This window comes from Pseudomonas sp. AC172 (genome assembly GCF_979258595.1).
Genome location: NZ_OZ409868.1, coordinates 400718 through 424164, shown reverse-complemented (window position 1 = coordinate 424164; position 23447 = coordinate 400718). Strand labels below are relative to the sequence as shown.

The following is a 23447-nucleotide window of genomic DNA, read 5'->3' as shown; positions in this document are numbered from 1 at the left end:
AAAAACCGTCTGCGCTAGGCTTGCGAGCATGCGCCACACAGGCTGTCGCACAATGAATCGCATGGAGCGAACTGAATGTATTTCGAGATTTACAGGCAATCCAGAGGCACCCCGAGCACCGGCAAAGGGCAGTGGCGCTGGAGACTGAGGGCGGGTAACCACGAGACCATCGCCAGTGGCGAGTCTTATGTGAACAAGGCGGACTGTTTGCATGTGATCGGGTTGATCAAGGCTGTGCAGGGGGAGACGCCGGTCAAGGAGATCTAGTCGCTCTGCACGACCCTGCGGAAATGGAAAAGCCCCACAGATCAAGACTGTGAGGCTTTTTTTCGGGCCGGTATCGCACAAGCTTGGGCGCTTTGCGCGGCCGTGGGAAAGACCTGAAAGCGGCCCGCGCACAATGCAGGCTTGTTGTTCAGTCCGCCAGCCAGGCGTTTCGCCACGCCAACAGATGTTCGTCCTTGAGCATCCAGTGATCGAGTACAACGCTGCGCAGGACCTCTCCAGCCTTGGCGCTGGCATCGGCTTCAGCAAGATGCTCGCGAATAGCCGCAATCCAGTCTTGCGAACGGTTCCTGACCCGCGTCACCGGGAAATCACCCTGATAACAAACGATATCCGAGCAGATCACGGGGAAACCACAGGCGCCATATTCCAACAAGCGCAAATTGCTTTTGCAGGCGTTGAAAAAGTTGTCTTTCAGAGGTGCCAAAGCCAGGTCCAGGTTCAGGCCGGCCAGACTTTGCGGGTATTTTTCGATACTCACCCCTCTATGGAACTCATGGACATAGGGACGCAGTGCTGGTGGGCACATCCCCATGAACACCCATTCAACCTCCCCTTCCAGCGCACGAACCACTTCGGCAATGACTTGCAGGTCGGCGCTGTGGCTCGAGCCGCCGGCCCAGCCAACCCGAGGCTTGCGGCCTTGTTGGCGATGGCTGGTGAGGTCGCTCCACCAATGGCTCGGCAGACGGTTTTCCACCACCCGGATGTCGGCATTGAACCCCTTCAGCGCATTGGCCAGCGGTTCGGTCGACACCACCAAGCGATCGCACAGCCCTACGGCTTTCTTCAAGCGTTTGGTGATGTCTTTGGGCAGCAATTCGTGGTTCAAGTTGCCAGCGGGCACGTCGAGAATATAGTCATCCAGCTCGTAAACCTTGAACGCTCTGGAGAATGCCTTGGTGTCCTGCATGTATTCCAGATGAGGCGTTGTGTGCTGCCCCTGGAAAATGATCGTGTCCGGCGCAATGCGCTCCAGTTCTGTCGGTTGCAGTCCCTCGTCGCTCACCGTTCCGCCGATCAGCTGCGCGGCTTTCAGGGCAGCGAAAGGCTGACGCACGCGGTAGTGTCCGCTACCGAAAGAGTCGAGGGGGTGACACAGCACGTGCGGCAACTCACGACTGGCAAACGGGTGCCAGTCCGTATCGGTGCGGTATTTGGAGGAGAAGCCACTGCCCTCCAGGGTCAGGTTGCGGTTGTAGGCCGGATCATTGGCGATTTGCGCAAGCCAACGCTGATACATCACCGACTGTTCGATCCTGAACCGTTTGCGCTTGGCTTCCTCCTTGGTCGTGTCGACGTTGTTCTGGCTCACACTGGCTTCGTGAACGAGCAGCGCATAAGGCGTCCAGACAATCAGCCGTCCAGCCTGGCCGACTTTCAGGCACAGATCCACATCGTTAAAGGAAACAGCCAGGCCGACCTCGTCCATTCCACCCACTTGCTGGTACAGCTCGGTGCTGATCATCAGGCAGGCGGCGGTGACCGCGCTGTAGTTCTGATCAAGATGCAAGCGGTGAAGGTAGCCGTTGGACTGCATTGAATCGCCGATAAACGGGTGGTCTGCAACGCCACGCAACCCGAGTACCACGCCTGCATGCTGAACAGTCCCGTCGAGGAATAACAGTTTGGCGCCCACTATCCCCACTTCTGGCCGCTGGGCGTGATGGAGCAGCGCACCAAGCCAGTCGCCATCAATGATCGCCGTATCATTGTTGAGCAGCACCAGGTAGTCGCCGCGGGCATGGCTGGCGGCAAAATTATTGATCGCCGGATAATTGAACGGGTGCGGATAACGCAAGATGCGCACTTTGGGATTGTTCAACAGCTCCATACCGTTGAACCAGTCCCGGGCTTCGTCGGTTTCGCTGTTGTTGTCGATGATGATCAGTTCGTAATTCGTATAGCTGGTTTTCTCCATGATGCTTTCGATACAGCGCAGCAGCATCGGCAGGCAGTCCTTGGTGGGAATAAGGATCGAGACCAGCGGCTGCTCCGCATGTCGGTAGACCACACGGTTAGCCATTGGCAACGGTCCCGCCTGCAGCTCATGAGCCACGCCCAGGCGCTGCAAGTGCGCCCCGACGATGGCTGCCGAGTGCGCGATGACTTGGGGCTCACTGAGCCACTGGGGGAAATTGATGGCCTGATGCACCAGTACATCCGCGAGGTGCCCGACAGTCCCCAGACCGTGAGTTTCAATCAGCCGAAAAAGCAAATCGTGGGGCGCCAGTTCGCTGAAGGCGGGATCAAAGCCGTCAGCAGACAGCGCGGCCTCGCGACTGAAGGACAGTGCGCGGCCGACATACGGATAACTGCGCAACATATCCAGATTCAAATCCGGCTTGAATACCGGACCCTGGCAGCCTTCAGCGGTCAGTGAGTCTTCATCGCTGTAGCAAGCGCTGACACCGGGATTCAGCGCGATGCCTTCGGCGAGCAAAAGCAGCGCGTGAGGATCAAGTTCGTCTCCGCCGCGTAACAGGTACCACCAGTCAACTTCGATCTCCTGCAACAGCTCATTGAGCTGGCTCGGCCAGGATTCGGCCAGCGGTAGCCAGACCAGATTGGCCGCCGGTGTCACACCAACAGGCTCGGCGTTGGAGAGCACCACGATGGCCGCCGCCTGATAAAGCTGGCGATCGATGCTTGCCAGGCTGGAACGCAACAGTCCGATGTCACCCGCAGTATCGGTCAACACCAGCAACACATCCGGTTGCCGCGGCCAGCTCGCCAGTCGCGCGGGTAAACCTTCGACCTCGACGGCAGCCAGTTGCCGACTCGCCAGCCAGCGCTGATAAAGGTCGATATTGCGCTGCTGGCGACCAACATTCGCCAGAACGCCGAAAAATCGCTCCAGGGTGTGCGCGAGGGTGCCGTCGAGCTGGCCGCTTTCCGCTTCGAAATCGTTGCCCGTGAGTTGCATCCGCTCCAGTGGGGCGAACACTTCAGTGCGCGCAAAGAACATGGTGCCGGCAAAATAATCCGCTTCGTTGATGCCTTGCGGATCAACGCCGCCACGCTCGGCCAGGGTGACAAGCAACGCGCGATTGCTTTCGCTGAGGAATCGGGTGACTGGCAGCAGGTATCGCTGGGGACCCAGCATTGGAACGTGCACCGGGTCGGCAAGGTGTTCCAGCGCTCGACTGAATCGTACCGGGCCCAGCAGATCATCGAATAGTTCAACGCCCCAGTCGTTCTCCCCGCCCAAGTGCAGCGAACGCTTGGTGTGCAGCTTGACCAGCGTGCGGATATTATCGGCACGCAAGAACGGCAGCACCCGCAGAAACGGCAAAACGTCCCTGCCGTGGTTTGGCACCCGGTACAGCGAAAAACTCAATGTACTGGCCGTCAGCTGAGCACAGATCTCATCGTCACGACCGGCTACGCAGGTTACGTAAAGATGCAGGCGTTCAGGCAGTTTAATCAAACGGCGGAGGATATCTTGCAGCACTTCGGGGTAATACGCATGGATGACCACGCCGACTGGCGGCTCGCCATCTTCGATTACTGGCGGCTGCGCAACCAGTACTTCGCAGTCGTCGACGTGGGGAGCGGCGCTGCGGCCTGACTTGACGGGCTGACGTTCAGAAACGCGGTGAGCACCTTGGGCTGATGGTGGAATCATCATATTCAAACCAATTCAAATAGGGAGCGAGGCTGGAACTCGCTGGATGCGCCTTTCACGGCCGAGGTGAGCAAGTATCCACTTTAGTGAAAGCGCTGGCCTCATGGCTGGACAGAGGATAAACGACGACAGGTGTGATCTGGCGGCTGATCGCGGGCCAATAATGACAGCACCCTACTCTGCGAACGCGGCTTTAAATGGGTCGGCGAGTTCTGGGAGCGTCGTATCTCTAATGTCGGCAGAGGCTGTGTTTACTTAAATTGCCTCTCTGCCGATGACCTCACCGTGCAAGACGCACTTCAGCACCTTCGCTATCGCCACGAGTACTGGATTCGCAGAAACGAAAAAGCCCCGTAGATTTTCATCTACGGGGCTTTTTCTATGTGATGGCGGAGAGATAGGGATTCGAACCCTAGGTACCGGTGAAGGTACAACGGATTTCGAATCCGTCCCATTCGGCCACTCTGGCATCTCTCCAACGGCGCGCATCATAACAACACTTTTACCGAAAGCAAACCCTCTTTCGAAAATTTCTCCGTGCTATCAGATGCTTGCGTCGATTAAAGCGGTACGCCCAGACGATTGGCGACTTCCTCGTAGGCTTCGATGACGTCACCGAGGCCCTGACGGAAGCGGTCTTTGTCCATCTTCTTCTTGGTGTCCTTGTCCCACAGACGGCAGCCGTCCGGGCTGAACTCGTCGCCGAGGACGATGGAGCCGTCGCTGAACACGCCAAATTCAAGCTTGAAGTCGACCAGCAGCAGGCCGGCGTCGTCGAACAGCTTGGTCAGCACTTCGTTGACCTTGAGCGACAGTTCTTTCATGCGAACCAGTTGCTCGGCGGTGCCCCAACCGAACGCCACGACGTGGGATTCGTTGATGAACGGGTCGCCCTTGGCGTCGTCCTTGAGGAACAGTTCGAAGGTGTAAGGGTTGAGCTTCAGGCCTTCTTCGACGCCCAGACGCTTGACCAGGCTGCCGGCGGCGTAGTTACGCACGACGCACTCGACCGGGATCATGTCGAGCTTCTTCACCAGCACTTCGTTGTCGGCCAGCAGTTTGTCGAATTGGGTCGGAATGCCGGCCGCTTCGAGTTTCTGCATGATGAAGGCGTTGAACTTGTTGTTGACCATGCCTTTGCGGTCGAGCTGCTCGATGCGCTTGCCGTCGAACGCCGAGGTGTCGTTGCGAAACAGCAGGATCAAGCGGTCAGCGTCATCGGTCTTGTAAACCGATTTGGCTTTGCCGCGGTAGAGTTCTTCACGTTTTTCCATGATGGGCTCCGCTTGCTAAGTAGGTGGGCTAGGCGATGTGGCGCCAGTCGAGCCCTGAATCTTGATCGGCCAGTTGCAGCCAGTCCGGGTCGCACCCGAGGGTGTCGACAAAACATTGCCGGGCCAGCTGCGGCAGGTTGTTCTTGCTGCTCAGATGAGCCAGGACAAGGTGTTGCAAGCCCTGCCAGCCCAACTCCGACACCAGGAATGCCGCCTGATGGTTGTTCAAATGTCCCAGCTCGCCGCCCACCCGCTGCTTGAGAAAGTACGGGTAATGACCACGGGCCAGCATGTCGCGGCAATGATTGGATTCGATCATCAACGCATCGAGATCCCGATAACCGTCCAGCACCCGCTCGCAGTAGGAACCCAGGTCGGTCAGCAGGCCGAAGCGCCGCTGTTCATGATCACTGAACACATACTGGGTCGGTTCCTGCGCATCATGGGCCACGGCAATGACCCCGATGTTCAGAGCACCGATCTGCAGTTGCTCGCCGCCAGCCAGAAAGCCTGCGGGTTCGATCGGTTTGCGCATCCCGCGCAGTGTGCCGCGACTGAGGTAGACCGGTAGATTGTAGCGCCGAGACAGCAAACCCACGCCATGCACGTGGTCGGCATGTTCGTGGGTTACGAGTATCGCGCTCAGTTGCGCCGGGTTCACACCCAGGCGCAACAGGCGTTTTTCGGTTTCCCGCAGGGAAAAACCACAATCCACCAGCACATACGTATCAGCACTGGCGATCAGCGTGCCGTTCCCTTGGCTACCGCTGCCGAGAACGGCAAAACGCATGGTTGATCAGCCCAGGTTGTCCTGAATCACGCTCAACACTTTGCGTGCCACTTCAGCCGGCGCGACGGTGTTGATGTTTTTCTCGACGGTCACCTGAATGTTCTCGCCAACCTTGCTCAGGCGAACCTGATAACGCTCGGCACGGGCCTCAACTTCTTCCTTGCTCGGCGCACTGCCGAACAGGCTGCTGAAGAAACCAGGCTTGTCGTCTTTCTTCTCGGCTTTTTCGGCCAGGTTGATGTAGTACAGGCCGAGGCTGCGGTTGATGTCTTCAACGCGCCATTCGCCTTGTTCCAGCGCACGGCCAACACTCGACCAGGCACGGTCCAGATCGGTACCGACGTTCAACACCGGGTTGCCGCTGCCGTCTTCGCTGAGGCTGACACGGCTCGGGGTATCGAAATCACGCGAGGCCAGCATCGACACCGAACCACCCTTCTCGGAGATACGGCTCATGCTCGCGAGCATGTCGTCGACCAGCGCTGCGTCCAGGCCAGTGTTGACCGAACGGTTGGTGAAGGCGACGTCGGCCGTGCTGCCGGCAGGACGCTCGGCGCTGACCACGTAGATTTCACTGGTGTTGCGTTGCACGCCTGGCTCGATACGCACACGCACGCGGGTTTCGCTGTCGCTGGCAATGCCGGCTGCGCTCAGGCGCTTGGCCATGGACGCGGACAGTTCGTCGGAATGCTGCCAGGTGGTGGTGAATTCGCCGGTTTGCGGACGCTGTTCATCCAGACGGAAACCGTTGTCCTGGAAGAATTGCACCGCCACTGGCCAGACTTCGGCCGGAGGGTGCTGGGCCACGACCCAACGCGAATCACCGCTCTTCTGCAGCGAATAATCGCTGGCATCGGCAACGGCCGACAGCGGCTGAGGACGCGGCACAATGTATTCGCCCTTGGCGGTGTCATCAGCGACGTTGCGCGGGATCGGCAACAGCGGATCCAGACGCTTGGAGGTGCTGACCTCCGGTGGCAGTTGCATCGGTGCAGTCTGTTGCGCTTCCAGGTAATCGCTACCACGGTCACGGAAATAACCTTCCGGGCCCCAGACCCATCCGCAGCCACTGGTGCTGGAGATAATCAAGGCAAGTGCGGAAAGTCCGGCCATTCGCTTCATGCGTTGTACTTCCTCAATTAAACCAGGACGCTGCACTGGCGCAGGGCCGAGCGCAGCGTTTCATGACAAGGTGTGCTCAGCCAGGTCAGTGGCAGGCGGATGCCTTCGTGCATCAGGCCCATTTCAACCAAAGCCCATTTCACCGGAATCGGGTTGGCTTCGATGAACAGGTCTTTGTGCAGCGGCATCAGTTTTTCGTTGATGGCCCGTGCAGTGTCGGCGTCGCCCTTGAGCGCGGCCTCGCACAGATCGGCCATTTCGCGTGGCGCGACGTTGGCCGTTACAGAGATGTTGCCTTTGCCGCCCAGCAGGATCAGTTCAACGGCGGTCGGATCATCGCCGGACAGCACGATGAAATCCTTGCTCACACCATCGATGATCGCTTTGGCGCGTTTCAGATCGCCAGTGGCTTCCTTGATACCGATGATGTTCGGCACGGTGGACAGGCGAATCACGGTCTCGGCCTGCATATCGCAAGAGGTGCGGCCCGGAACGTTGTAGAGAATCTGTGGAATGTCGACCGATTCAGCAATGTGTTTGAAGTGCTGATACAAGCCTTCCTGAGTCGGCTTGTTGTAATACGGAACCACCAGCAGGCAGGCATCGGCGCCGGCTTCTTTGGCGTTGCGGGTCAGCTCGACGGCTTCGCGGGTCGAGTTGGCGCCAGTGCCGGCGATGACCGGAATGCGCCCGGCAACCTGTTTGACCACGGCTTTGATGACGGCGATGTGTTCTTCTACATCAAGGGTTGCCGACTCGCCGGTAGTACCGACCGCGACAATGGCGTGGGTGCCGTTCTTGAGATGGAAGTCCACGAGTTTGCTGAGGCTGTCCCAGTCAAGACGCCCTTGTGCATCCATGGGAGTGACCAGTGCCACCATACTGCCCGCAATCATGAAACCGCTCCTGCCGGAAAAAGAGAGCGGTAATGGTACTGGCGCCAAGATGCTTGCACAAGCGAAGTACTGCGCTGCCGCCATTCCCCTTGGCGTCGCTTTTCGCTACCCTTCAGACTTTGATCGGTACTGATCAGCTTGTACGCCGGGTTCCTGCCTCCCTTTACGGCCTCCCAGACCCCGTTCCTGCGTCGCATCGACGCGCTCCCGCTATAGTGGAGCGAGCCGCGAGCGCTTGCCGGGTCTCTTTGTACGGACAGCCAGAACAGGCACTCCCGGCGGCAAACGTCCGTAACCTACCGACCGCTCATCGCTTTAGGAATGCTGCATGTCCACCCCCACAGTTCGCGAACAATTCCTTGTCATCAGTGCCCTCGGCGCCAACCCCATGGAGCTGACTAACGTCCTGTGCCGCGCCAGCCATGAAAATCGCTGCGCCGTGGTTACTTCGCGCCTGACCCGCCACGGCGAGTGCAGTGCGCTGATCCTCGAGATCTCCGGCAGCTGGGACGCCCTCGCCCGCCTGGAAGGCAGCCTGCCAGGCCTGGCCAAGAAACACGCCTTTACCGCCAATGTGGTGCGCAGCGCGCCGCTGGAAAACCGTCCGCAAGCCCTGCCATACGTGGCTTACGTCAGTTCGGCATATCGCCCGGACATCATCAATGAGTTGTGCCAGTTCTTCATGGATCACAATGTCGAGCTGGAAAACCTGACCTGCGACACCTATCAGGCGCCACAGACCGGCGGCACCATGCTCAACGCCACGTTCACCGTGACCCTGCCGGCCGGCACCCAGATCAGTTGGCTGCGCGACCAGTTCCTCGACTTCTCCGATGCGATGAACCTGGATGCACTGATCGAGCCTTGGCGCCCACAGAACCCAATGTAAGGAAGCTTTCATGGCCGTTGTCATCGACCAACCGGTTGCGGATTTCGAAGCACCTGCCACCAGCGGGCAGACCGTCAGCTTGTCAGCCCTGAAGGGCAAACAAGTGGTGATCTACTTCTATCCGAAGGACAGCACGCCGGGCTGCACCACTGAAGGACAGGGCTTTCGTGATCAGTACGCGGCGTTCAAGGCTGCCAACACGGAAGTCTTCGGCATTTCGCGCGACAGCCTGAAGTCCCACGAGAACTTCAAGTGCAAGCAGGAGTTTCCCTTTGAGCTGATCAGCGACAAGGACGAGGCTGTCTGCCAGCTGTTCGACGTGATCAAGCTGAAGAAGCTGTACGGCAAGGAATACCTGGGCGTTGATCGCAGCACTTTCCTGATTGATAAGGACGGTGTGCTGCGTCAGGAATGGCGTGGTGTGAAGGTGCCGGGGCATGTGGATGCCGTTCTGGCTGCTGCTCAGGATCTGAACAAGGCCTGATGGTTTTGCGTCGCCCTCATTGACGCCTTCGCGAGCAAGCTCGCTCCCACATTGGACTTGTGAGCGCCACAGATCCAATGTGGGAGCGAGCTTGCTCGCGAATAGGCCCTGAGTGTTACCAAACAATTTGGATCAACCACTACAGCAGTGGCGCCACCGCCGGCTCTTGGCGCGGCCACGCATCCAGCACCGCCTTGAACAGCGTTGCCAGCGGGATCGCAAAGAACACCCCCCAGAATCCCCACAACCCGCCAAACAACAGCACCGCGCAGATAATCGCCACCGGATGCAGATTGACCGCCTCCGAGAACAGCAACGGTACCAGCACGTTGCCATCCAGCGTCTGGATGATCCCGTAGACCGCCATCAGATAGATGAACTGATCGCTCCAGCCCCACTGGAACAGCGCGATCAACAGCACCGGCACGGTCACCACCACCGCGCCAACGTACGGCACCACCACCGACACACCGACCAGTAACGCCAGCAGTGCCGCGTAGTTGAGACCGAGCGCCACGAAAGCGATGTAGGTCACGCCGCCACAAATCACGATTTCGATGACTTTGCCGCGAATGTAATTGGCGATCTGGCGGTTCATTTCCTGCGCAACCCGGGTGATCAACGCACGCTCCCGAGGCAGGTAGCCGCGCACCCACTCGCCGATCATCGCCCGGTCCTTAAGGAAGAAGAACACCAGAATCGGCACTAGCACCAGATAGATCATGATGTTCACCAGCAATGGCAGACTCGACAGCGAGAATGTCAGCGCCCACTGACCAAATTTGCCGATCTCGCCGCGCGCCGCTTCGATGGCTTGCAAGACTTGTTCATCGGAAACCAGATGCGGATAACGCTCCGGCAACAACAGCAGCAGCGATTGCCATTTGGCGAGCATGCCCGGCAGTTCATTGAACAGTGTGATCAACTGATGCCAAAGCAGCGGCAGCACCACGACGATAAACAGCATCAACACGCCCATGAACAACGCAAACACCAAGCCCACCGCCACGCCACCCGGCACGCGTAGACGTTCCAGCGTGACCACCAGGCCCTGCATCAGATACGCCAGCACCATCCCCGCCAGCACCGGCGCGAGCATACCGCCGAGGGTCAGCACGGCCGTGAAGGCGAGAAACAGCAGCACCGCCAGCACCACGGCTTCTTCATCGGAGAAGTAACGCTGAATCCAGTCGCGTAACACTTTGAACATCAATAATCCTTAGGTCTTTTACGCTGTCGGTTTCAGGCCTTTTTCAACCAGTAACGGTAAACGCCTGCGTCGTCTTCTTCGCGCAGCAGCGTATGACCGGCCAATTTGGCAAAGGTGCGAAAGTCGCGCTGTGAGCCTGCGTCGGTCGCGATGACCTTGAGGACAGCGCCACTCTGGAGTTTGTTGAGTTCCATTTTTGCCTTGAGCAACGGCAACGGACAATTCAGGCCACTGGCGTCCAGTTCCACGTCATGGGCTACAGCGTCAGTCATTGCGTCACTCCGGATCGGGTCGTCGAGCTGCCTAGAATATCTGGTCGCAGCTCCGGTGTCCGGCTACAGTAAGGTCTTTGTCTTCTAAGGCTTTGTGCATGACTTTTCTGCGCCCTACCCTGCTGACGCTCGCTTGCCTGCTCGCCTCACCAGGCTTTGCCGACGATCTGCCGTCACTCGGCGACGCCAGTTCTGCCATTGTCTCGCCGCAACAGGAATACCAGCTCGGCCGCGCGTGGCTGGCCATGTTGCGCAGCCAGGTTTCACAGCTCAATGATCCGCAGCTCAAGGACTACGTCGAGTCCAGCGTGTACAAGCTGGTGGAAACCAGCCAGGTAACCGACCGGCGCCTCGAATTCATTCTGATCAACAGCCCGCAGCTCAACGCCTTCGCGGCGCCAGGCGGTGTGGTCGGGGTCAACGGCGGCCTGTTTCTCAATGCGCAGACCGAAGGTGAATACGCTTCCGTACTCGCCCACGAATTGGCGCACTTGTCGCAACGTCACTTCGCGCGCGGCGTCGAAGCTTCGCAGCGGATGCAGGTGCCGATGATGGCTGCGCTGCTGGCCGGAATCGTCATTGCCGCGGCCGGCGGCGGTGATGCAGGGATCGCGACCATCGCCGGCACTCAAGCGGCGGCGATCCAGTCGCAACGGACCTTCTCCCGACAGAACGAACAGGAAGCCGACCGCATCGGCATTCTCAACCTGGAAAAGGCCGGGTACGACCCGCGATCGATGCCGACCATGTTCGAACGCTTGATGCGTCAATATCGTTTCGACGCCAAGCCACCGGAATTCCTGCTGACTCACCCGGTAACCGAATCGCGTATCGCCGACACCCGCAACCGTGCCGAACAGGCCAAACCAGGCGGTATTGAAGACTCCAAGCGCTATCAGTTGATCCGCGCGCGCGTGCAGTTGATCTACGAAGAAACCCCGGGCCTGGGCGCCAAGCGTTTTCGTGCGCAGCTGGATGAGAATCCGAAAAACGATGTGGCGCGCTATGGCTTAGCGATTGCGCAGATCAAGGGTGGCCAGTTGAATGAGGCTCGCGAGAATCTGAAGCAATTGCTGGCGACCTCGCCGAACGAAATCATCTACAACCTTGCCCAGGTCGATCTGGACATCACCAACAATCGCCTGCCGGATGCGCAATCGCGGGTTGACCGGATGCTTACGCAATATCCGGGCAACTATCCGCTGAATCAGGTTCGTGTGGATTTACTGCTGAAACAGAATCGCGCGCCGGATGCCGAGAAGGCCCTGGAAGCGTTACTCAAATCACGCCCGGATGATCCGGACGTCTGGTATCAGGTCGCCGAAACACGTGGCTTGTCCGGCAACATCATTGGCCTGCATCAGGCGCGCGCCGAGTACTTCGCATTGGTCGGCGATTATCGCCAGGCGATACAACAGCTGGACTTTGCCAAGCGCAAGGCCGGCAGCAACTTCCCGCTATCCTCGCGAATCGATGCCCGTCAGCGTGAGCTGATGGAACAGGAGCGGATGATCAAAGACATGATGGGCTGATCGTTACTCGCCGGGACAAAAGCTTCAGGCATAAAAAAACCGCCTCTCTCGAGGCGGTTTCTTTTTTACCTTTGCGCTGGGTTACTCAGCCAGTTTGAAGGTGATGAAGCTGGCCCGACCTTGACGCAGAACGCGCATCGACACCGAACGATTCTTCGGCAGCGCTTTGGCGATCTCGCCGAACTCCTTGGTGGAGCCGATGGCCTGGTTGTTCAGGTGAGTAATCACGTCACCTGGCTGCAGACCAATCAGGGCCGCAGGACCGTCCTGCACTTCCTTGATTACCACACCACCTTTGAGGTCGTAGGTTTTCTTCTGCTCGGCGGTCAGCTCGCCTACCGAAACACCGAGGCGATTGCTGGTGCTTTCAGTGCCGGATTTCGGCAACGCATCCAGTTCTTTGTCTTCGTCAGGAATCGCACCAACTGTCAGTTCGACGTTCTTGCGCTTGCCTTCACGAATCACTTCCAGATTGGCCTTGGCGCCAGCTTTCAGTGCGCCGACCAGATGCGGCAAGTCAGCAGACATGACGATCGGCTGGCCATTCATGCTCAGGATCACGTCACCGACTTGCAGGCCACCTTTGGCTGCCGGACCGTCATCCTGAATCTGGGCAACCAGCGCGCCGGCAGGTTTTTCCAGACCGAACGACTCGGCCAGATCCTTGTTCACCTCCTGGATGACCACACCCAGCCAGCCACGGCTGACCTTGCCACCGCTCTTCAGCTGATTGGATACGTCCATCGCCACGTCGATAGGAATCGCGAACGACACACCCATGAAGCCGCCGGAGCGGGTGTAGATCTGCGAGTTGATCCCGACCACTTCACCGTTCAGGTTGAACAGCGGACCACCGGAGTTACCCGGATTGATCGGTACGTCAGTCTGAATGAACGGCACGTAGTTTTCGTTCGGCAGGCTACGGCCAACGGCGCTGACGATACCTTGGGTCACCGTGTGGTCAAAGCCAAATGGCGAACCGATCGCCACAACCCACTGGCCGGCTTTCAGGTCCTGGGATTTACCGAGCTTGAGCACCGGCAGATCCTTGCCTTCGATTTTCAGCAACGCCACGTCGGAGCGCGGGTCGGTGCCGACCAGCTTGGCTTTCATTTCGCTGCGGTCGGCGAGGCGGACGAGGATTTCGTCGGCATCGGCGATCACGTGGTTGTTGGTCAGGATGTAGCCATCCGAGGAAATGATGAAGCCTGAACCCAGCGACTGCGCTTCACGCTGACGACCACCACCGCCCGGCGAACGCTGTTGAGGCGGCATGCCACGCTCGAAAAACTCGCGCAGCATCGGCGGCAGACCTTCCAGATCAGGCATCTGCTGGTTCACTTTGCGATCCGGCAGTTTCTGCGTGGTACTGATGTTCACCACGGCTGGCGACGCCTGTTCGACCAATTGGGTGAAGTCAGGCAGATCGGCCGCTTGTGCAGCAGGGACTACCTGACCGAGCAGCAGCACGGTGGCGAAAATGGAGAGATAAGATTTCAAACTTGGTATCGACATACAGCTCCCGTTACGACGAGCAGGGTTAAGCGATATGGAGCAAGGAACACCGGAAACCACCGACCGGCATTTTTGTTCCGGCAACAACAAACAAGGCCAGAGCCGTGAGGCTCTGACCTATAAAAAATTTTCGGGGTATTTGCAAATGAAAATGCTCAGCAAACATTTCATCTACGTCTCGACGAAGAAGTGCTAACGACTGAAATCAGCTCATTGCTTACTGGTTGCAGAGCCATCGGTATTCCGCATCGACAGAGCAATTCGTTCGGCGGTGCCAATCGGGATCTCGCCCACGACCGTCACCATCATTTCGCCTTCGGGTGTGGTCAGGCGACGGGAAACGGCAACGGTCGGCCCCAGTTGAGTCCGCGTGTCAGTGACGGTTGCGCCGTTCAATGGCTCAAGAAAAACCGAAAAACGCGCCAGACCGTCGTCATACAGCAGGCTGTTGACCTGTGTCTTGGTTTCCGGATCCTTGTGCGAGGTGCTGCTGGTCAATTCAAAACCAGGTGGTAGCCATTCAGAATGCCAGACCTGTGCGGTCTTGATGGCCGAGGCCTTGTCGCTGTCGAGCGTAATCGCTTTACAGTCGGCATCAGCCTGCAAATCCTTGTCCGAAGGAACTTCGTCAGTATCGAGACTGGTGAATTGGAAGCGTTCGAGCAACTGCCCCTTATCGTTCAGAAGCAACGACTTCAGCGGCAAGCCCGTTTTCTTGTCCAGATGCAATTCGAAGCCGTAACGATGCTGGTCGCGAGGTGTCAGCGATACGATCACTGCATCTCGCCCGGCCACGCGCGATTTGCCAATGACGGCAAGGTCATACCAGTTTTTCAGCTTTTGCGGATCGAGAGGACGAGCGGCTGAATTGGGAGAATCCCCCAGCCCGGCAATCAGGGTGCCGCTGACGCATTGAGTGTGTCCATCAATGCGCACGACTTCCTGCGCCGAACCGTCGAGCTGGAGTAAACGCTCGCGGACCTGGCCATTCTGGACGCGATGCCAGATGTTATGGGTAGAAAAGCTACCGTTACGCTCGTAAACGAATGTGCCGTGAAAGCTTTGCTGCTGCTCGGCCTGGCCCAGACGGGTCAACCAGTCCTGGGCCTCATCAGCGTGGGCTGGAACAATGAACCAGCCACTGAGCAGAAGCGAAAGTAGAGGTATGGCGCGCATGATCCTCCTTAACGGTTTTCCAGACTTGCTGCACGTGCGTATGGCAACGCGCTTTCAGTGCCTTTCAGTGCAGCCTGTTGAGCGTGCTGGCGCAAATAACCCGGCAGACGCTGATCGTGCCAGCCTGGCTGACCTTGCAGTACGCCATTGGCCATAGGGCCAGTGGCTTCCGAGCTCTCACTATAACCCGCCAGAACAGCCGGACCTTTGACCTGTGGAGTGGCCAGGGTTGGCTGATTGGATTGCTGAGCCAGTTCAACACCAGCGATTTCGTCCTGGTTGTACAGGCGAACACCGGCCAGAACGGCAACAGTTACCGAGGCTGCAACAGCCAGACGGCCGAGGTTGCGCCATGGGCTGCGGGATACTTTGGCCGGAGCCGTTTCGTCTTCCAGTGCAGCAGACACTGCCGCAGCGATATCCAGACGTGGGAGCAGCAGATCCTTGTGCATGGCTGCCCGAGCGATCTGGTAACGAGCCCAGGTCTCACGGGTATCAACATCATCCAGTGCATTGAGCACTCGACGCAATTCCAGTTCGTCCGCTTCGTTATCCATCACTGCGGACAGCGATTCCTGCAGGGCTTCACGACTCATGGCGTTCCTCTCTTGGCTGTCGCCGCTGTCTCAGTTTTCCTGCAACAACGGCTGCAGGGCTTTATCGATGGCCTCCCGGGCGCGGAAAATCCGGGAGCGCACGGTACCCACCGGACATTGCATGACGCTCGCAATGTCCTCGTAACTCAGACCATCGAATTCACGTAAAGTTAAAGCCGTACGCAAATCCTCTGGCAGTTGCTGAATGGTTCGATGGACGGTGCCTTCGATCTCATCCCGCAGCAGTGCACGTTCTGGTGACTCGAGATCCTTGAGGCCATGATCGCCATCGTAGAATTCTGCATCCTCGGAACTTACATCGCTATCCGGCGGCCGACGGCCGCGTGAAACCAGGTAGTTCTTCGCCGTGTTAATGGCAATACGGTACAGCCACGTATAAAACGCACTGTCGCCGCGAAAGTTTCCAAGTGCTCGATACGCCTTGATAAAGGCTTCCTGAGCCACGTCCTGGGCTTCATGGGTGTCGTGCACAAAACGCACGATCAACCCGAGAATCTTGTGCTGATACTTCAGCACCAACAGATCGAAAGCTCGCTTGTCGCCGCGTTGAACGCGCTCGACCAGCTGCTGATCCTCTTCCTGGGTTAGCATGAACACTCCTCGATAAGCCCGGAGGAGACTTGCATAACTAAACGACCAGACTTGCAAACATAGACTCGGGCTTTTCGCAAAAGTTCTCCCCCTCAAGGCAAGTTTCCTGCGGGCTCTGATTTGGCACGCACGAAAAACGCAGCTCGGGATAAACCGGCTGCGCGAATAATCTTGTCATCGGTTTCGCCGGCAGGAATCCAACCGCAGATTCCGCACTGAAGCCGACACTGTCCCTTATCTCTGGCACCGACTATTGATCTTGGGCCTTTGGCAAAAGTTCCAATTATTTATAGACGTCGCCACCCGACATTGGGCAACCCTGTGCAGAAAAAGTCTGTTTCAGCGCCGATACAGTCGCCTTTTCCCCAAACGGCGGGAAAAAGCTTCCGACGAAGCACCCGGTTTTTTCCGTCACAGTAGTTTCACAATGCCATATCGGCCCGGCTATTGTGCCGCCCCACCCCTCTATATACTAGTGGGCTGTGTGGCTGTCTTGACTCGCCGATCCAGCGGTCTTGCGCCACCCCCGACCCGGGTCGCTTTGAGCGGAATCCTGTAATGAGCCAACAATTCCAACATGATGTTCTGGTCATAGGCAGCGGTGCTGCCGGTTTGAGTCTCGCGCTGACCCTGCCGGGTCATTTGCGCATTGCCGTATTGAGCAAAGGCGATCTGGCCAACGGTTCGACGTTCTGGGCTCAGGGTGGCGTCGCTGCCGTGCTCGACGATACCGATACTGTCGAATCACATGTCGATGACACCCTGAATGCGGGCGGCGGCCTGTGTCATGAAGACGCCGTGCGTTTCACCGTGGAGCACAGCCGCGAAGCCATCCAGTGGCTGATCGACCAAGGCGTTCCGTTCACCCGCGACGAGCAGTCCGGCACTGAAGATGGTGGATTCGAATTCCACCTGACCCGCGAGGGCGGTCACAGCCATCGACGCATCATCCACGCGGCCGATGCCACCGGCGCGGCGATTTTCAAAACCTTGCTGGCTCAGGCCAAAGAACGTTCGAACATCGAACTGCTGGAGCAGCGGGTTGCCGTTGATCTGATCACTGAACGACGCTTGGGCATGGACGGCGAGCGCTGCCTCGGCGCCTACGTACTCAACCGCAAGACCGGTGAAGTCGACACTTACGGCGCACGCTTTGTGATTCTGGCCTCGGGCGGCGCCGCCAAGGTCTACCTCTATACCAGCAACCCCGATGGTGCCTGCGGTGATGGCATCGCCATGGCCTGGCGCTCGGGTTGCCGGGTGGCGAACCTGGAATTCAACCAGTTCCACCCGACCTGCCTGTATCACCCGCAGGCCAAGAGTTTTCTGATCACCGAAGCCCTGCGCGGCGAAGGCGCCCATTTGAAGCTGCCCAATGGCGAACGCTTCATGTCTCGCTTCGACAAGCGCGCCGAACTGGCGCCGCGCGACATCGTCGCCCGCGCCATCGACCATGAAATGAAGCGTCTGGGTGTCGACTGCGTCTATCTCGACATCAGCCACAAGCCCGAAGCGTTCATTAAAAGTCACTTCCCCACTGTTTATGAGCGCTGCCTGGGTTTCGGCATCGACATCACCAAGCAGCCGATCCCGGTCGTGCCTGCCGCGCATTACACCTGCGGCGGCGTGATGGTCGATCAGAACGGTCGCACCGATGTGCCCGGTCTGTATGCCATCGGCGAAACCAGCTTCACCGGCCTGCATGGTGCCAACCGCATGGCCAGCAATTCACTGCTGGAATGCTTCGTCTATGCGCGCTCGGCTGCGGCGGACATCCTCGCGCAACTGGATGATATCTCTGCGCCAAACACCCTGCCCGTCTGGGACGCCAGCCAGGTGACCGACTCGGACGAGGATGTGATCATCGCGCACAACTGGGATGAACTGCGGCGGTTCATGTGGGACTACGTCGGCATCGTGCGCACCAACAAGCGCCTGCAGCGGGCTCAACACCGCGTGCGTCTGTTGCTGGACGAGATCGACGAGTTCTACAGCAACTATAAAGTCAGCCGCGATCTGATCGAGCTGCGCAATCTGGCGCAAGTGGCCGAACTGATGATCTGCTCAGCCATGGAGCGCAAGGAAAGTCGCGGTCTGCATTACACCCTCGACTATCCGGACATGCTGCCCGAAGCGCTCGACACTATTCTGGTGCCGCCCACCTACGTCGGCTGAATTTGAGCCGCACTCGCAGGCGTCGATGGATATCGGCCGCCTGTGAGTCTCGCGGCACGCAGATCGATCTGACCCGCCATTCCCCGCGCAGACGAAAACGCAACACCACGATCAATGGCAGCGCCAGGCTGTCCGGCCTCAACTGCACGGCTTGCCAACCATTGGCCTGATTCCATAACTGCCAGCCATCAGCATCGCGGCGTAATCCGCAGAAAGCCGTTCGGTGAGTCAGCAAAATGTGCCGTGGCAACGTCCAAAACCCATGCAGCAGACAGCCAAAAGCCCCGAGCACGTTGGCCCAGAGTGGAATCGATAGCAGGAACAATGCACCCAGAGCGAACGCCTGGGCCAACAGATACGCCGCCAGCAACTGCCGTGAGGCATGCCAGCGGCATTCGAACGTGTTACTTGGGCTGGACACGGTCCAGTATCATGCGAACCATGCGCTGCAGTTCCGGATCTTCAGACTCGCTGCGCTCCATGAACCAGCCGAACATGTCCTGATCCTCGCACGTCAGCAGACGCACATACAGATCGCGATCCACCTGGTTCAACGTCGCGTAAACCTCTTTTACGAACGGCACCAGTAACACGTCAAGCTCAAGCATGCCGCGACGGCTGTGCCAAAAGAGGCGATTCAGTTCAACTTGTTCGACCATGGAGCCCTCCTCAAATTTGGCGGCAAGTATACAGCCCCGGGACGGGTCGCACAGTCGGCTTTGGTCGGGGACCACCGATCCTTTATCAACTACCCATTTCAACAACGCGCCCTTATGATGTGCCCCAGTCTATTTACCCTGCGATGACCCATGGCCGATTCTGCTTTTTTCTGCACCCTGTCTCATGAAGGCGTTCTCGCGGTTCGCGGCGCGGATGCCGGAAAATTCCTGCAAGGCCAGTTGACCTGCAATCTCAATTACCTGAGCGACAACCGCGCCAGCCTCGGCGCCCGCTGCACGCAGAAAGGCCGGATGCAGTCGAGCTTCCGCATTCTGCTCGAAGGTGATGGCGTGGTTCTGGCGATGGCCAGCGAGCTGCTGGAGCCGCAACTGGCAGACCTGAAAAAGTACGCGGTGTTCTCCAAATCGAAACTGACCGATGAAAGCGCCACCTGGGTGCGCTTCGGTCTGGAGCATGGCGACAGCGCCTTGACCAGCCTCGGTCTGGACCTGCCGGCAGAAACCGACAGCGTTGTGCGTATTGAAAGCCTTATCGCGATTCGCGTCTCACCCGATCGCGCCGAACTCTGGGCACCGGCCGATCAGGCGGATGCCCTCAAAGCCAAATTGTCCTCAGCCCTGCCTGAAGCCGGACTGAATCAGTGGTTGCTGGGGCAGATCCGCGCCGGTATCGGCCAGGTCATGCCGAGCACCCGCGAGCTGTTCATTCCGCAAATGCTCAACCTGCAAGCCGTCGGCGGCGTGAGTTTCAAGAAAGGCTGCTACACCGGCCAGGAAATCGTCGCGCGCATGCAGTACCTGGGCAAACTCAAGCGTCGCTTGTATCGCTTGAGCCTGGACGCTGCTGATTTGCCGGAGCCCGGCACCCAACTGTTTGCGCCTAGCCACAACAGCTCCATCGGCGAAGTGGTGCTGGCCGCCCATGCCGGACAGAACATTGAACTCCTGGCGGTGCTGCAGGCCGAAGCTGCCGAAGCCGGTGATCTGCATGTGGGCGCTCTTGAAGGCCCGGCGCTGCACTTGCTCGACCTGCCTTATGAACTGGATCGCGACCGCGAAATCCAGCGCTGATCGCAGCATTTGTTGCAACACCCTAGAGAGTTTAAATGAGCGAACTGGCGGAAAAAGTCCAACAGGATTTGGTTGAGGCCATCGATAACGATGACCTGGTTCTGCCCACGCTGCCGGAAGTGGCCCTGCAGATTCGCAAGGCCGCTGAAGACCCGGAGATCAGCGTCAGCGACCTGAGCAAAGTGATCGGCCGTGACACGGCGCTGTCGGCGCGCCTGATCAAAGTGGTCAACAGCCCGTTGCTGCGCGCCGCACAGGAAGTCACCGACCTGCACACGGCCATCACCCGGTTGGGCATCAACTACAGCAGCAACCTGGCGATCGGTCTGGTGATGGAGCAGATCTTCCACGCGCGCTCCGAAGTGGTCGAGCAGAAGATGCGCGAAGTCTGGCGCAAGAGCCTGGAAATTGCCGGGGTCAGTTATGCGCTGTGTCGCCGCTACACGCAGCTCAAACCCGATCAGGCAGCGCTCGGCGGGCTGGTGCACCAGATCGGTGTGCTACCGATTCTGACTTACGCCGAGGATCACTACGAACTGCTGTCGGATCCGGTCAGCCTCAACCATGTGATCGACCACATTCATCCTTTGCTGGGCGACAAGCTCCTGCGGGTCTGGGAGTTCCCGGAGCGACTGGTGGAATTGCCGGGGCGCTATCAGGACTTCAAACGCGATTCGACGGCCATTGATTACGTCGATCTGGTGCAGGTGGCGAGTCTGTATTGCCACAAGGACACTGATCATCCGTTTGCGCGGATTGATCCGCTGAGTGTGCCGGCGTTCAGGAAGCTTGGGATTGATCCGGAAAACAAAGCGCTGTGTGAAGATCTGGAAGAATCGCGGACGATGTTTTACTGATCCGAGACCGAGGCGCGCCCTTCGCGAGCAAGCTCGCTCTCACAGGAAAATGCATTCCAAAGTGGGAGCGAGCTTGCTCGCGAAGGGGCCTGCAAGAACACCGCAAAATCACCCGGCAATAAAACTGACCCGCACCTTCAACCCCGCCTGCTCACCGTCATGCAAACTGATCTGCGCCAGATGCGCCCGGCAGATCTCTCCAACAATCGCCAGCCCCAGCCCCGAACCGGCCACCTGCTGATTGCGCCGGTAAAACCGCTCAAACACCCGATCGCGCTCTTCCAGCGGAATCCCCGGCCCATCATCTTCAACTTCCAACACCGCCGGCGCCGTCACCCGCAAAATCACATTGCCACCCGGCGGCGTGTGCGCCAATGCGTTGTCCACCAGATTGCTCAGCAACTCATTGAGCAACGTCGGCTCACCGCGTAACCACACCGGTTCGTCCGCCTCCAGCGCCAACGCCACACCGCGCTTGTGCGCCAACGGCGCCATGGCCATGCCCAGTTCCCGGGCCAACTGACTCAGATCGAGTAACTGCGCACCGCCTTCGGCAATCGCCCGGGCACCATTTTCGACGCGCGCCAGCGACAGCAACTGATTGGCCAGATGGGTCAGGCGATCGGTGCTTTGCGCAGAAGATTCCAATGTCGTGCGCCACGTCTCGGGCTCGTTCGAACGCAGGCCCAATTCAAGCCGCGCTTTCAGTGCCGCCAATGGCGTGCGCAACTCATGGGCCGCATCGGCGATGAATTGCGCCTGCCGTTCGAACTGACCACGCAAGCGCTCGGTGAAATGATTGAGCCCGCGCACCAAAGGCCACAGCTCATGCTGCACTTCAACCAATGGCAGCGGCCGCAAGTCATCGGGCTGCCGCTCTTCCACCGCTGTACGCAAGCGCTCCAACGGGCGCAATGCGGCACTGACCGCAAACCACACCAGCAGCAATGCTCCGATCGCCAACATGCCTAGGCGCAGCAACGTATCGGCCGCCAGACTGCGCGCCATGCTCACTCGTGCTTCGTCGGTTTCGGCGACGCGAATTTCCGCCATGCCGTTCATGTTCGGTTCGGTCACCGCTTTCAGCAGGCTGACCACGCGCACGTTCTGCCCTTTGTAGGTGGCGTTGTAAAAGCGTGCCAACGCTGGATAACTGTCGGTTCGCGGCGTCCCCGGCGGTGGACCAGGCAGATTTTCATAGCCGGAAATCAGCTTCTGATGGATGTCATTGACCTGATAGTAAATCCGCCCGGCGCTGTCATAAGCGAAGGTGTCGAGTGCGACGTAAGGCACGTCGGCGCTCAGTGTGCCGTCACGTTGCGACAGGCCCGCAGCGATGGTCCGCGCCGAGGCCAGCAGCGTGCGGTCATACGCGGTGTCGGCGGCTTCGCGACCATTCCAGTACGCGCTCAAGCCACTGGCGAGCATCAACACCACCAGCAGCAATGCGAGGTTCCACAACAACCGCCAGCGCAGGCTGCTGGGCTTATGCATCGCGGCTTTCCAGCAGATAACCAAGTCCACGGAAAGTCACGATCGCCACCGGTTGGCCGTCGAGTTTCTTGCGCAAGCGATGCACGTAGATTTCGATCGCGTCGGGGCTGGCTTCTTCGTCGAGACCGAACACCTGGGAGGCCAGTTGTTCCTTGCTCATCACCCGCCCCGGCCGGGCGATCAGCGCTTCCAGCACCGCTTGCTCGCGGGATGTCAGGGTCAGCAATTCTTCGCCAAGGGTGAAGCGCCGGGTGTCGAGGTCATAGGCCAGCACGCCACAACGTTGCTGGCGTTCACCACCCAACACACTGCGGCGCAGCAAGGCTTTGACCCGCGCCTCCAGTTCAGTCAGTTCGAACGGTTTGGCGAGGTAATCGTCGGCGCCCAGATTGAGACCATGGACGCGATCTTTCACATCACTGCGCGCGGTGAGCATCAGCACCGGCAGATTTTTCCCACGTGCGCGCAACCGCGCCAGCACCTCGAAACCGTCCATGCGCGGCAGGCCGACATCAAGGATCGCCACGGCGTATTCCTCACTGCCCAGCGCCAGATCGGCGGCCACGCCATCGTGCAACACATCCACGGTCAGACCCGTGCCCTTGAGCGCCTGAGCGACACTTTCGGCCAGTTGCAGATGGTCTTCGACGAGCAGAACACGCATGAATTTTTACCTCGTTCAGGGATGGCCGACGCCACGCTTTGCCGCGGAGTTTACAGCCGCAACCGCCGCTGTGAAGCCAGAAAACCTTGAAAGTCTGCTGAAAGGTTAGCGAAAGGTTAGCTGGTTAGAGTCGGCCCACGGACAGTTCCGACTGCCGTCGCTGATGCCACACAGCGCAAAGAAAAACGCCTCGAAGCGTTTTCCACCAATAAGAACAATAAACGG

At 58.7% G+C, this 23447-nt stretch carries 23 protein-coding genes and 1 tRNA gene; 8 read left to right on the top strand and 16 right to left on the bottom strand.

The genetic code is table 11. The features are described from left to right. Positions 1-75 precede the first annotated feature (75 nt). Positions 76-267, top strand: a complete 192-nt coding sequence (locus ACZ0A4_RS02070; RefSeq protein ID WP_016984684.1) for a YegP family protein — start codon at positions 76-78, stop codon at positions 265-267. Between the two features lie 148 nt (positions 268-415). On the opposite strand, the gene ACZ0A4_RS02065 is transcribed toward ACZ0A4_RS02070, so the two are convergent. The 6 genes from ACZ0A4_RS02065 to dapA form a co-directional block, all read right to left on the bottom strand. After that, entirely contained in the window at positions 416-3916 is a 3501-nt protein-coding gene (locus ACZ0A4_RS02065; protein WP_463572866.1) for a glycosyltransferase, read from the bottom strand. A 384-nt stretch (positions 3917-4300) separates the two neighbouring features. Beyond that, a tRNA-Ser gene (locus ACZ0A4_RS02060) sits at positions 4301-4390 on the bottom strand. An 83-nt stretch (positions 4391-4473) separates the two neighbouring features. After that, on the bottom strand, positions 4474-5187 hold the full coding sequence (purC, locus tag ACZ0A4_RS02055) for a phosphoribosylaminoimidazolesuccinocarboxamide synthase (protein ID WP_008077821.1): 714 nt from the start codon (positions 5185-5187) through the stop codon (positions 4474-4476). Between the two features lie 28 nt (positions 5188-5215). Continuing rightward, entirely contained in the window at positions 5216-5977 is a 762-nt protein-coding gene (locus tag ACZ0A4_RS02050) for an MBL fold metallo-hydrolase (RefSeq protein ID WP_007911390.1), read from the bottom strand. 6 nt (positions 5978-5983) lie between these two features. After that, complete coding sequence (gene bamC, locus ACZ0A4_RS02045) at positions 5984-7099, bottom strand: outer membrane protein assembly factor BamC (RefSeq protein WP_038358367.1); 1116 nt, start codon at positions 7097-7099, stop codon at positions 5984-5986. 17 nt (positions 7100-7116) lie between these two features. Then, positions 7117-7995 carry a 4-hydroxy-tetrahydrodipicolinate synthase gene (gene dapA / locus ACZ0A4_RS02040; RefSeq protein WP_007911392.1) on the bottom strand — a complete coding sequence of 293 codons (879 nt, stop codon included), beginning with the start codon at positions 7993-7995 and terminating at the stop codon, positions 7117-7119. A gap of 328 nt (positions 7996-8323) precedes the next feature. Here dapA and ACZ0A4_RS02035 point away from each other — a divergent pair, with 328 nt between their 5' ends. Together ACZ0A4_RS02035 and ACZ0A4_RS02030 are read left to right on the top strand one after the other, a co-directional pair. Next, the gene (locus ACZ0A4_RS02035; protein WP_038358363.1) at positions 8324-8884 is read left to right on the top strand and encodes a glycine cleavage system transcriptional repressor; all 561 of its coding nucleotides are present in this window, start codon (positions 8324-8326) and stop codon (positions 8882-8884) included. A 10-nt stretch (positions 8885-8894) separates the two neighbouring features. After that, the gene (locus ACZ0A4_RS02030; protein WP_463572865.1) at positions 8895-9368 is read left to right on the top strand and encodes a peroxiredoxin; all 474 of its coding nucleotides are present in this window, start codon (positions 8895-8897) and stop codon (positions 9366-9368) included. Between the two features lie 139 nt (positions 9369-9507). Here the strand turns inward: ACZ0A4_RS02030 and ACZ0A4_RS02025 are convergent, their stop codons facing one another. Further along, entirely contained in the window at positions 9508-10578 is a 1071-nt protein-coding gene (locus ACZ0A4_RS02025; protein ID WP_034153151.1) for an AI-2E family transporter, read from the bottom strand. A 32-nt stretch (positions 10579-10610) separates the two neighbouring features. Further along, a complete protein-coding gene (locus ACZ0A4_RS02020; protein ID WP_435035377.1) occupies positions 10611-10850 on the bottom strand; it encodes a sulfurtransferase TusA family protein in 240 nt (79 codons plus the stop codon). 98 nt (positions 10851-10948) lie between these two features. Here ACZ0A4_RS02020 and ACZ0A4_RS02015 point away from each other — a divergent pair, with 98 nt between their 5' ends. After that, positions 10949-12382, top strand: coding sequence for a M48 family metalloprotease (locus ACZ0A4_RS02015; protein WP_016984698.1), 1434 nt, complete (start codon positions 10949-10951; stop codon positions 12380-12382). A gap of 81 nt (positions 12383-12463) precedes the next feature. Here the strand turns inward: ACZ0A4_RS02015 and ACZ0A4_RS02010 are convergent, their stop codons facing one another. After that, entirely contained in the window at positions 12464-13897 is a 1434-nt protein-coding gene (locus ACZ0A4_RS02010; protein WP_463572864.1) for a DegQ family serine endoprotease, read from the bottom strand. A gap of 34 nt (positions 13898-13931) precedes the next feature. Between ACZ0A4_RS02010 and ACZ0A4_RS02005 the strand changes: the two genes are divergently transcribed. Next, complete coding sequence (locus tag ACZ0A4_RS02005) at positions 13932-14093, top strand: hypothetical protein (protein ID WP_463572863.1); 162 nt, start codon at positions 13932-13934, stop codon at positions 14091-14093. Positions 14094-14107: 14 nt separating this feature from the next. Here the strand turns inward: ACZ0A4_RS02005 and ACZ0A4_RS02000 are convergent, their stop codons facing one another. The 3 genes from ACZ0A4_RS02000 to rpoE are packed head-to-tail and all read right to left on the bottom strand — an operon-like array spanning position 14108 to position 16281. Continuing rightward, a complete protein-coding gene (locus tag ACZ0A4_RS02000; RefSeq protein ID WP_463572861.1) occupies positions 14108-15073 on the bottom strand; it encodes a MucB/RseB C-terminal domain-containing protein in 966 nt (321 codons plus the stop codon). An 8-nt stretch (positions 15074-15081) separates the two neighbouring features. Beyond that, entirely contained in the window at positions 15082-15669 is a 588-nt protein-coding gene (locus ACZ0A4_RS01995) for a sigma-E factor negative regulatory protein (RefSeq protein WP_034153146.1), read from the bottom strand. Positions 15670-15699: 30 nt separating this feature from the next. Further along, a complete protein-coding gene (rpoE, locus tag ACZ0A4_RS01990) occupies positions 15700-16281 on the bottom strand; it encodes an RNA polymerase sigma factor RpoE (protein WP_003172477.1) in 582 nt (193 codons plus the stop codon). A 558-nt stretch (positions 16282-16839) separates the two neighbouring features. Between rpoE and nadB the strand changes: the two genes are divergently transcribed. Then, positions 16840-18456 (top strand): L-aspartate oxidase, encoded by a 1617-nt coding sequence (nadB, locus tag ACZ0A4_RS01985; protein WP_463572860.1) that lies wholly within the window; start codon positions 16840-16842, stop codon positions 18454-18456. Here nadB and ACZ0A4_RS01980 read toward each other — a convergent pair. Both ACZ0A4_RS01980 and ACZ0A4_RS01975 read right to left on the bottom strand, forming a co-directional pair. After that, on the bottom strand, positions 18425-18877 hold the full coding sequence (locus tag ACZ0A4_RS01980) for a protein YgfX (RefSeq protein WP_463572858.1): 453 nt from the start codon (positions 18875-18877) through the stop codon (positions 18425-18427). The genes nadB and ACZ0A4_RS01980 overlap by 32 nt on opposite strands. After that, complete coding sequence (locus ACZ0A4_RS01975; RefSeq protein WP_053118052.1) at positions 18861-19115, bottom strand: FAD assembly factor SdhE; 255 nt, start codon at positions 19113-19115, stop codon at positions 18861-18863. Before ACZ0A4_RS01975 ends, ACZ0A4_RS01980 begins: the two co-directional genes overlap by 17 nt. Positions 19116-19265: 150 nt before the next feature. Between ACZ0A4_RS01975 and ygfZ the strand changes: the two genes are divergently transcribed. Then, positions 19266-20207 (top strand): CAF17-like 4Fe-4S cluster assembly/insertion protein YgfZ, encoded by a 942-nt coding sequence (ygfZ, locus tag ACZ0A4_RS01970; protein ID WP_463572856.1) that lies wholly within the window; start codon positions 19266-19268, stop codon positions 20205-20207. A gap of 35 nt (positions 20208-20242) precedes the next feature. Continuing rightward, the gene (locus ACZ0A4_RS01965) at positions 20243-21064 is read left to right on the top strand and encodes an HDOD domain-containing protein (protein WP_034153141.1); all 822 of its coding nucleotides are present in this window, start codon (positions 20243-20245) and stop codon (positions 21062-21064) included. A 108-nt stretch (positions 21065-21172) separates the two neighbouring features. On the opposite strand, the gene ACZ0A4_RS01960 is transcribed toward ACZ0A4_RS01965, so the two are convergent. Together ACZ0A4_RS01960 and ACZ0A4_RS01955 are read right to left on the bottom strand one after the other, a co-directional pair. Further along, positions 21173-22558: a sensor histidine kinase gene (locus ACZ0A4_RS01960; RefSeq protein WP_016984705.1), complete on the bottom strand. Its 1386-nt coding sequence runs from the start codon at positions 22556-22558 to the stop codon at positions 21173-21175. Continuing rightward, on the bottom strand, positions 22551-23222 hold the full coding sequence (locus tag ACZ0A4_RS01955) for a response regulator (protein WP_463572855.1): 672 nt from the start codon (positions 23220-23222) through the stop codon (positions 22551-22553). The genes ACZ0A4_RS01960 and ACZ0A4_RS01955 overlap by 8 nt, the downstream gene beginning before the upstream one ends. Between the last annotated feature and the right edge of the window lie 225 nt (positions 23223-23447).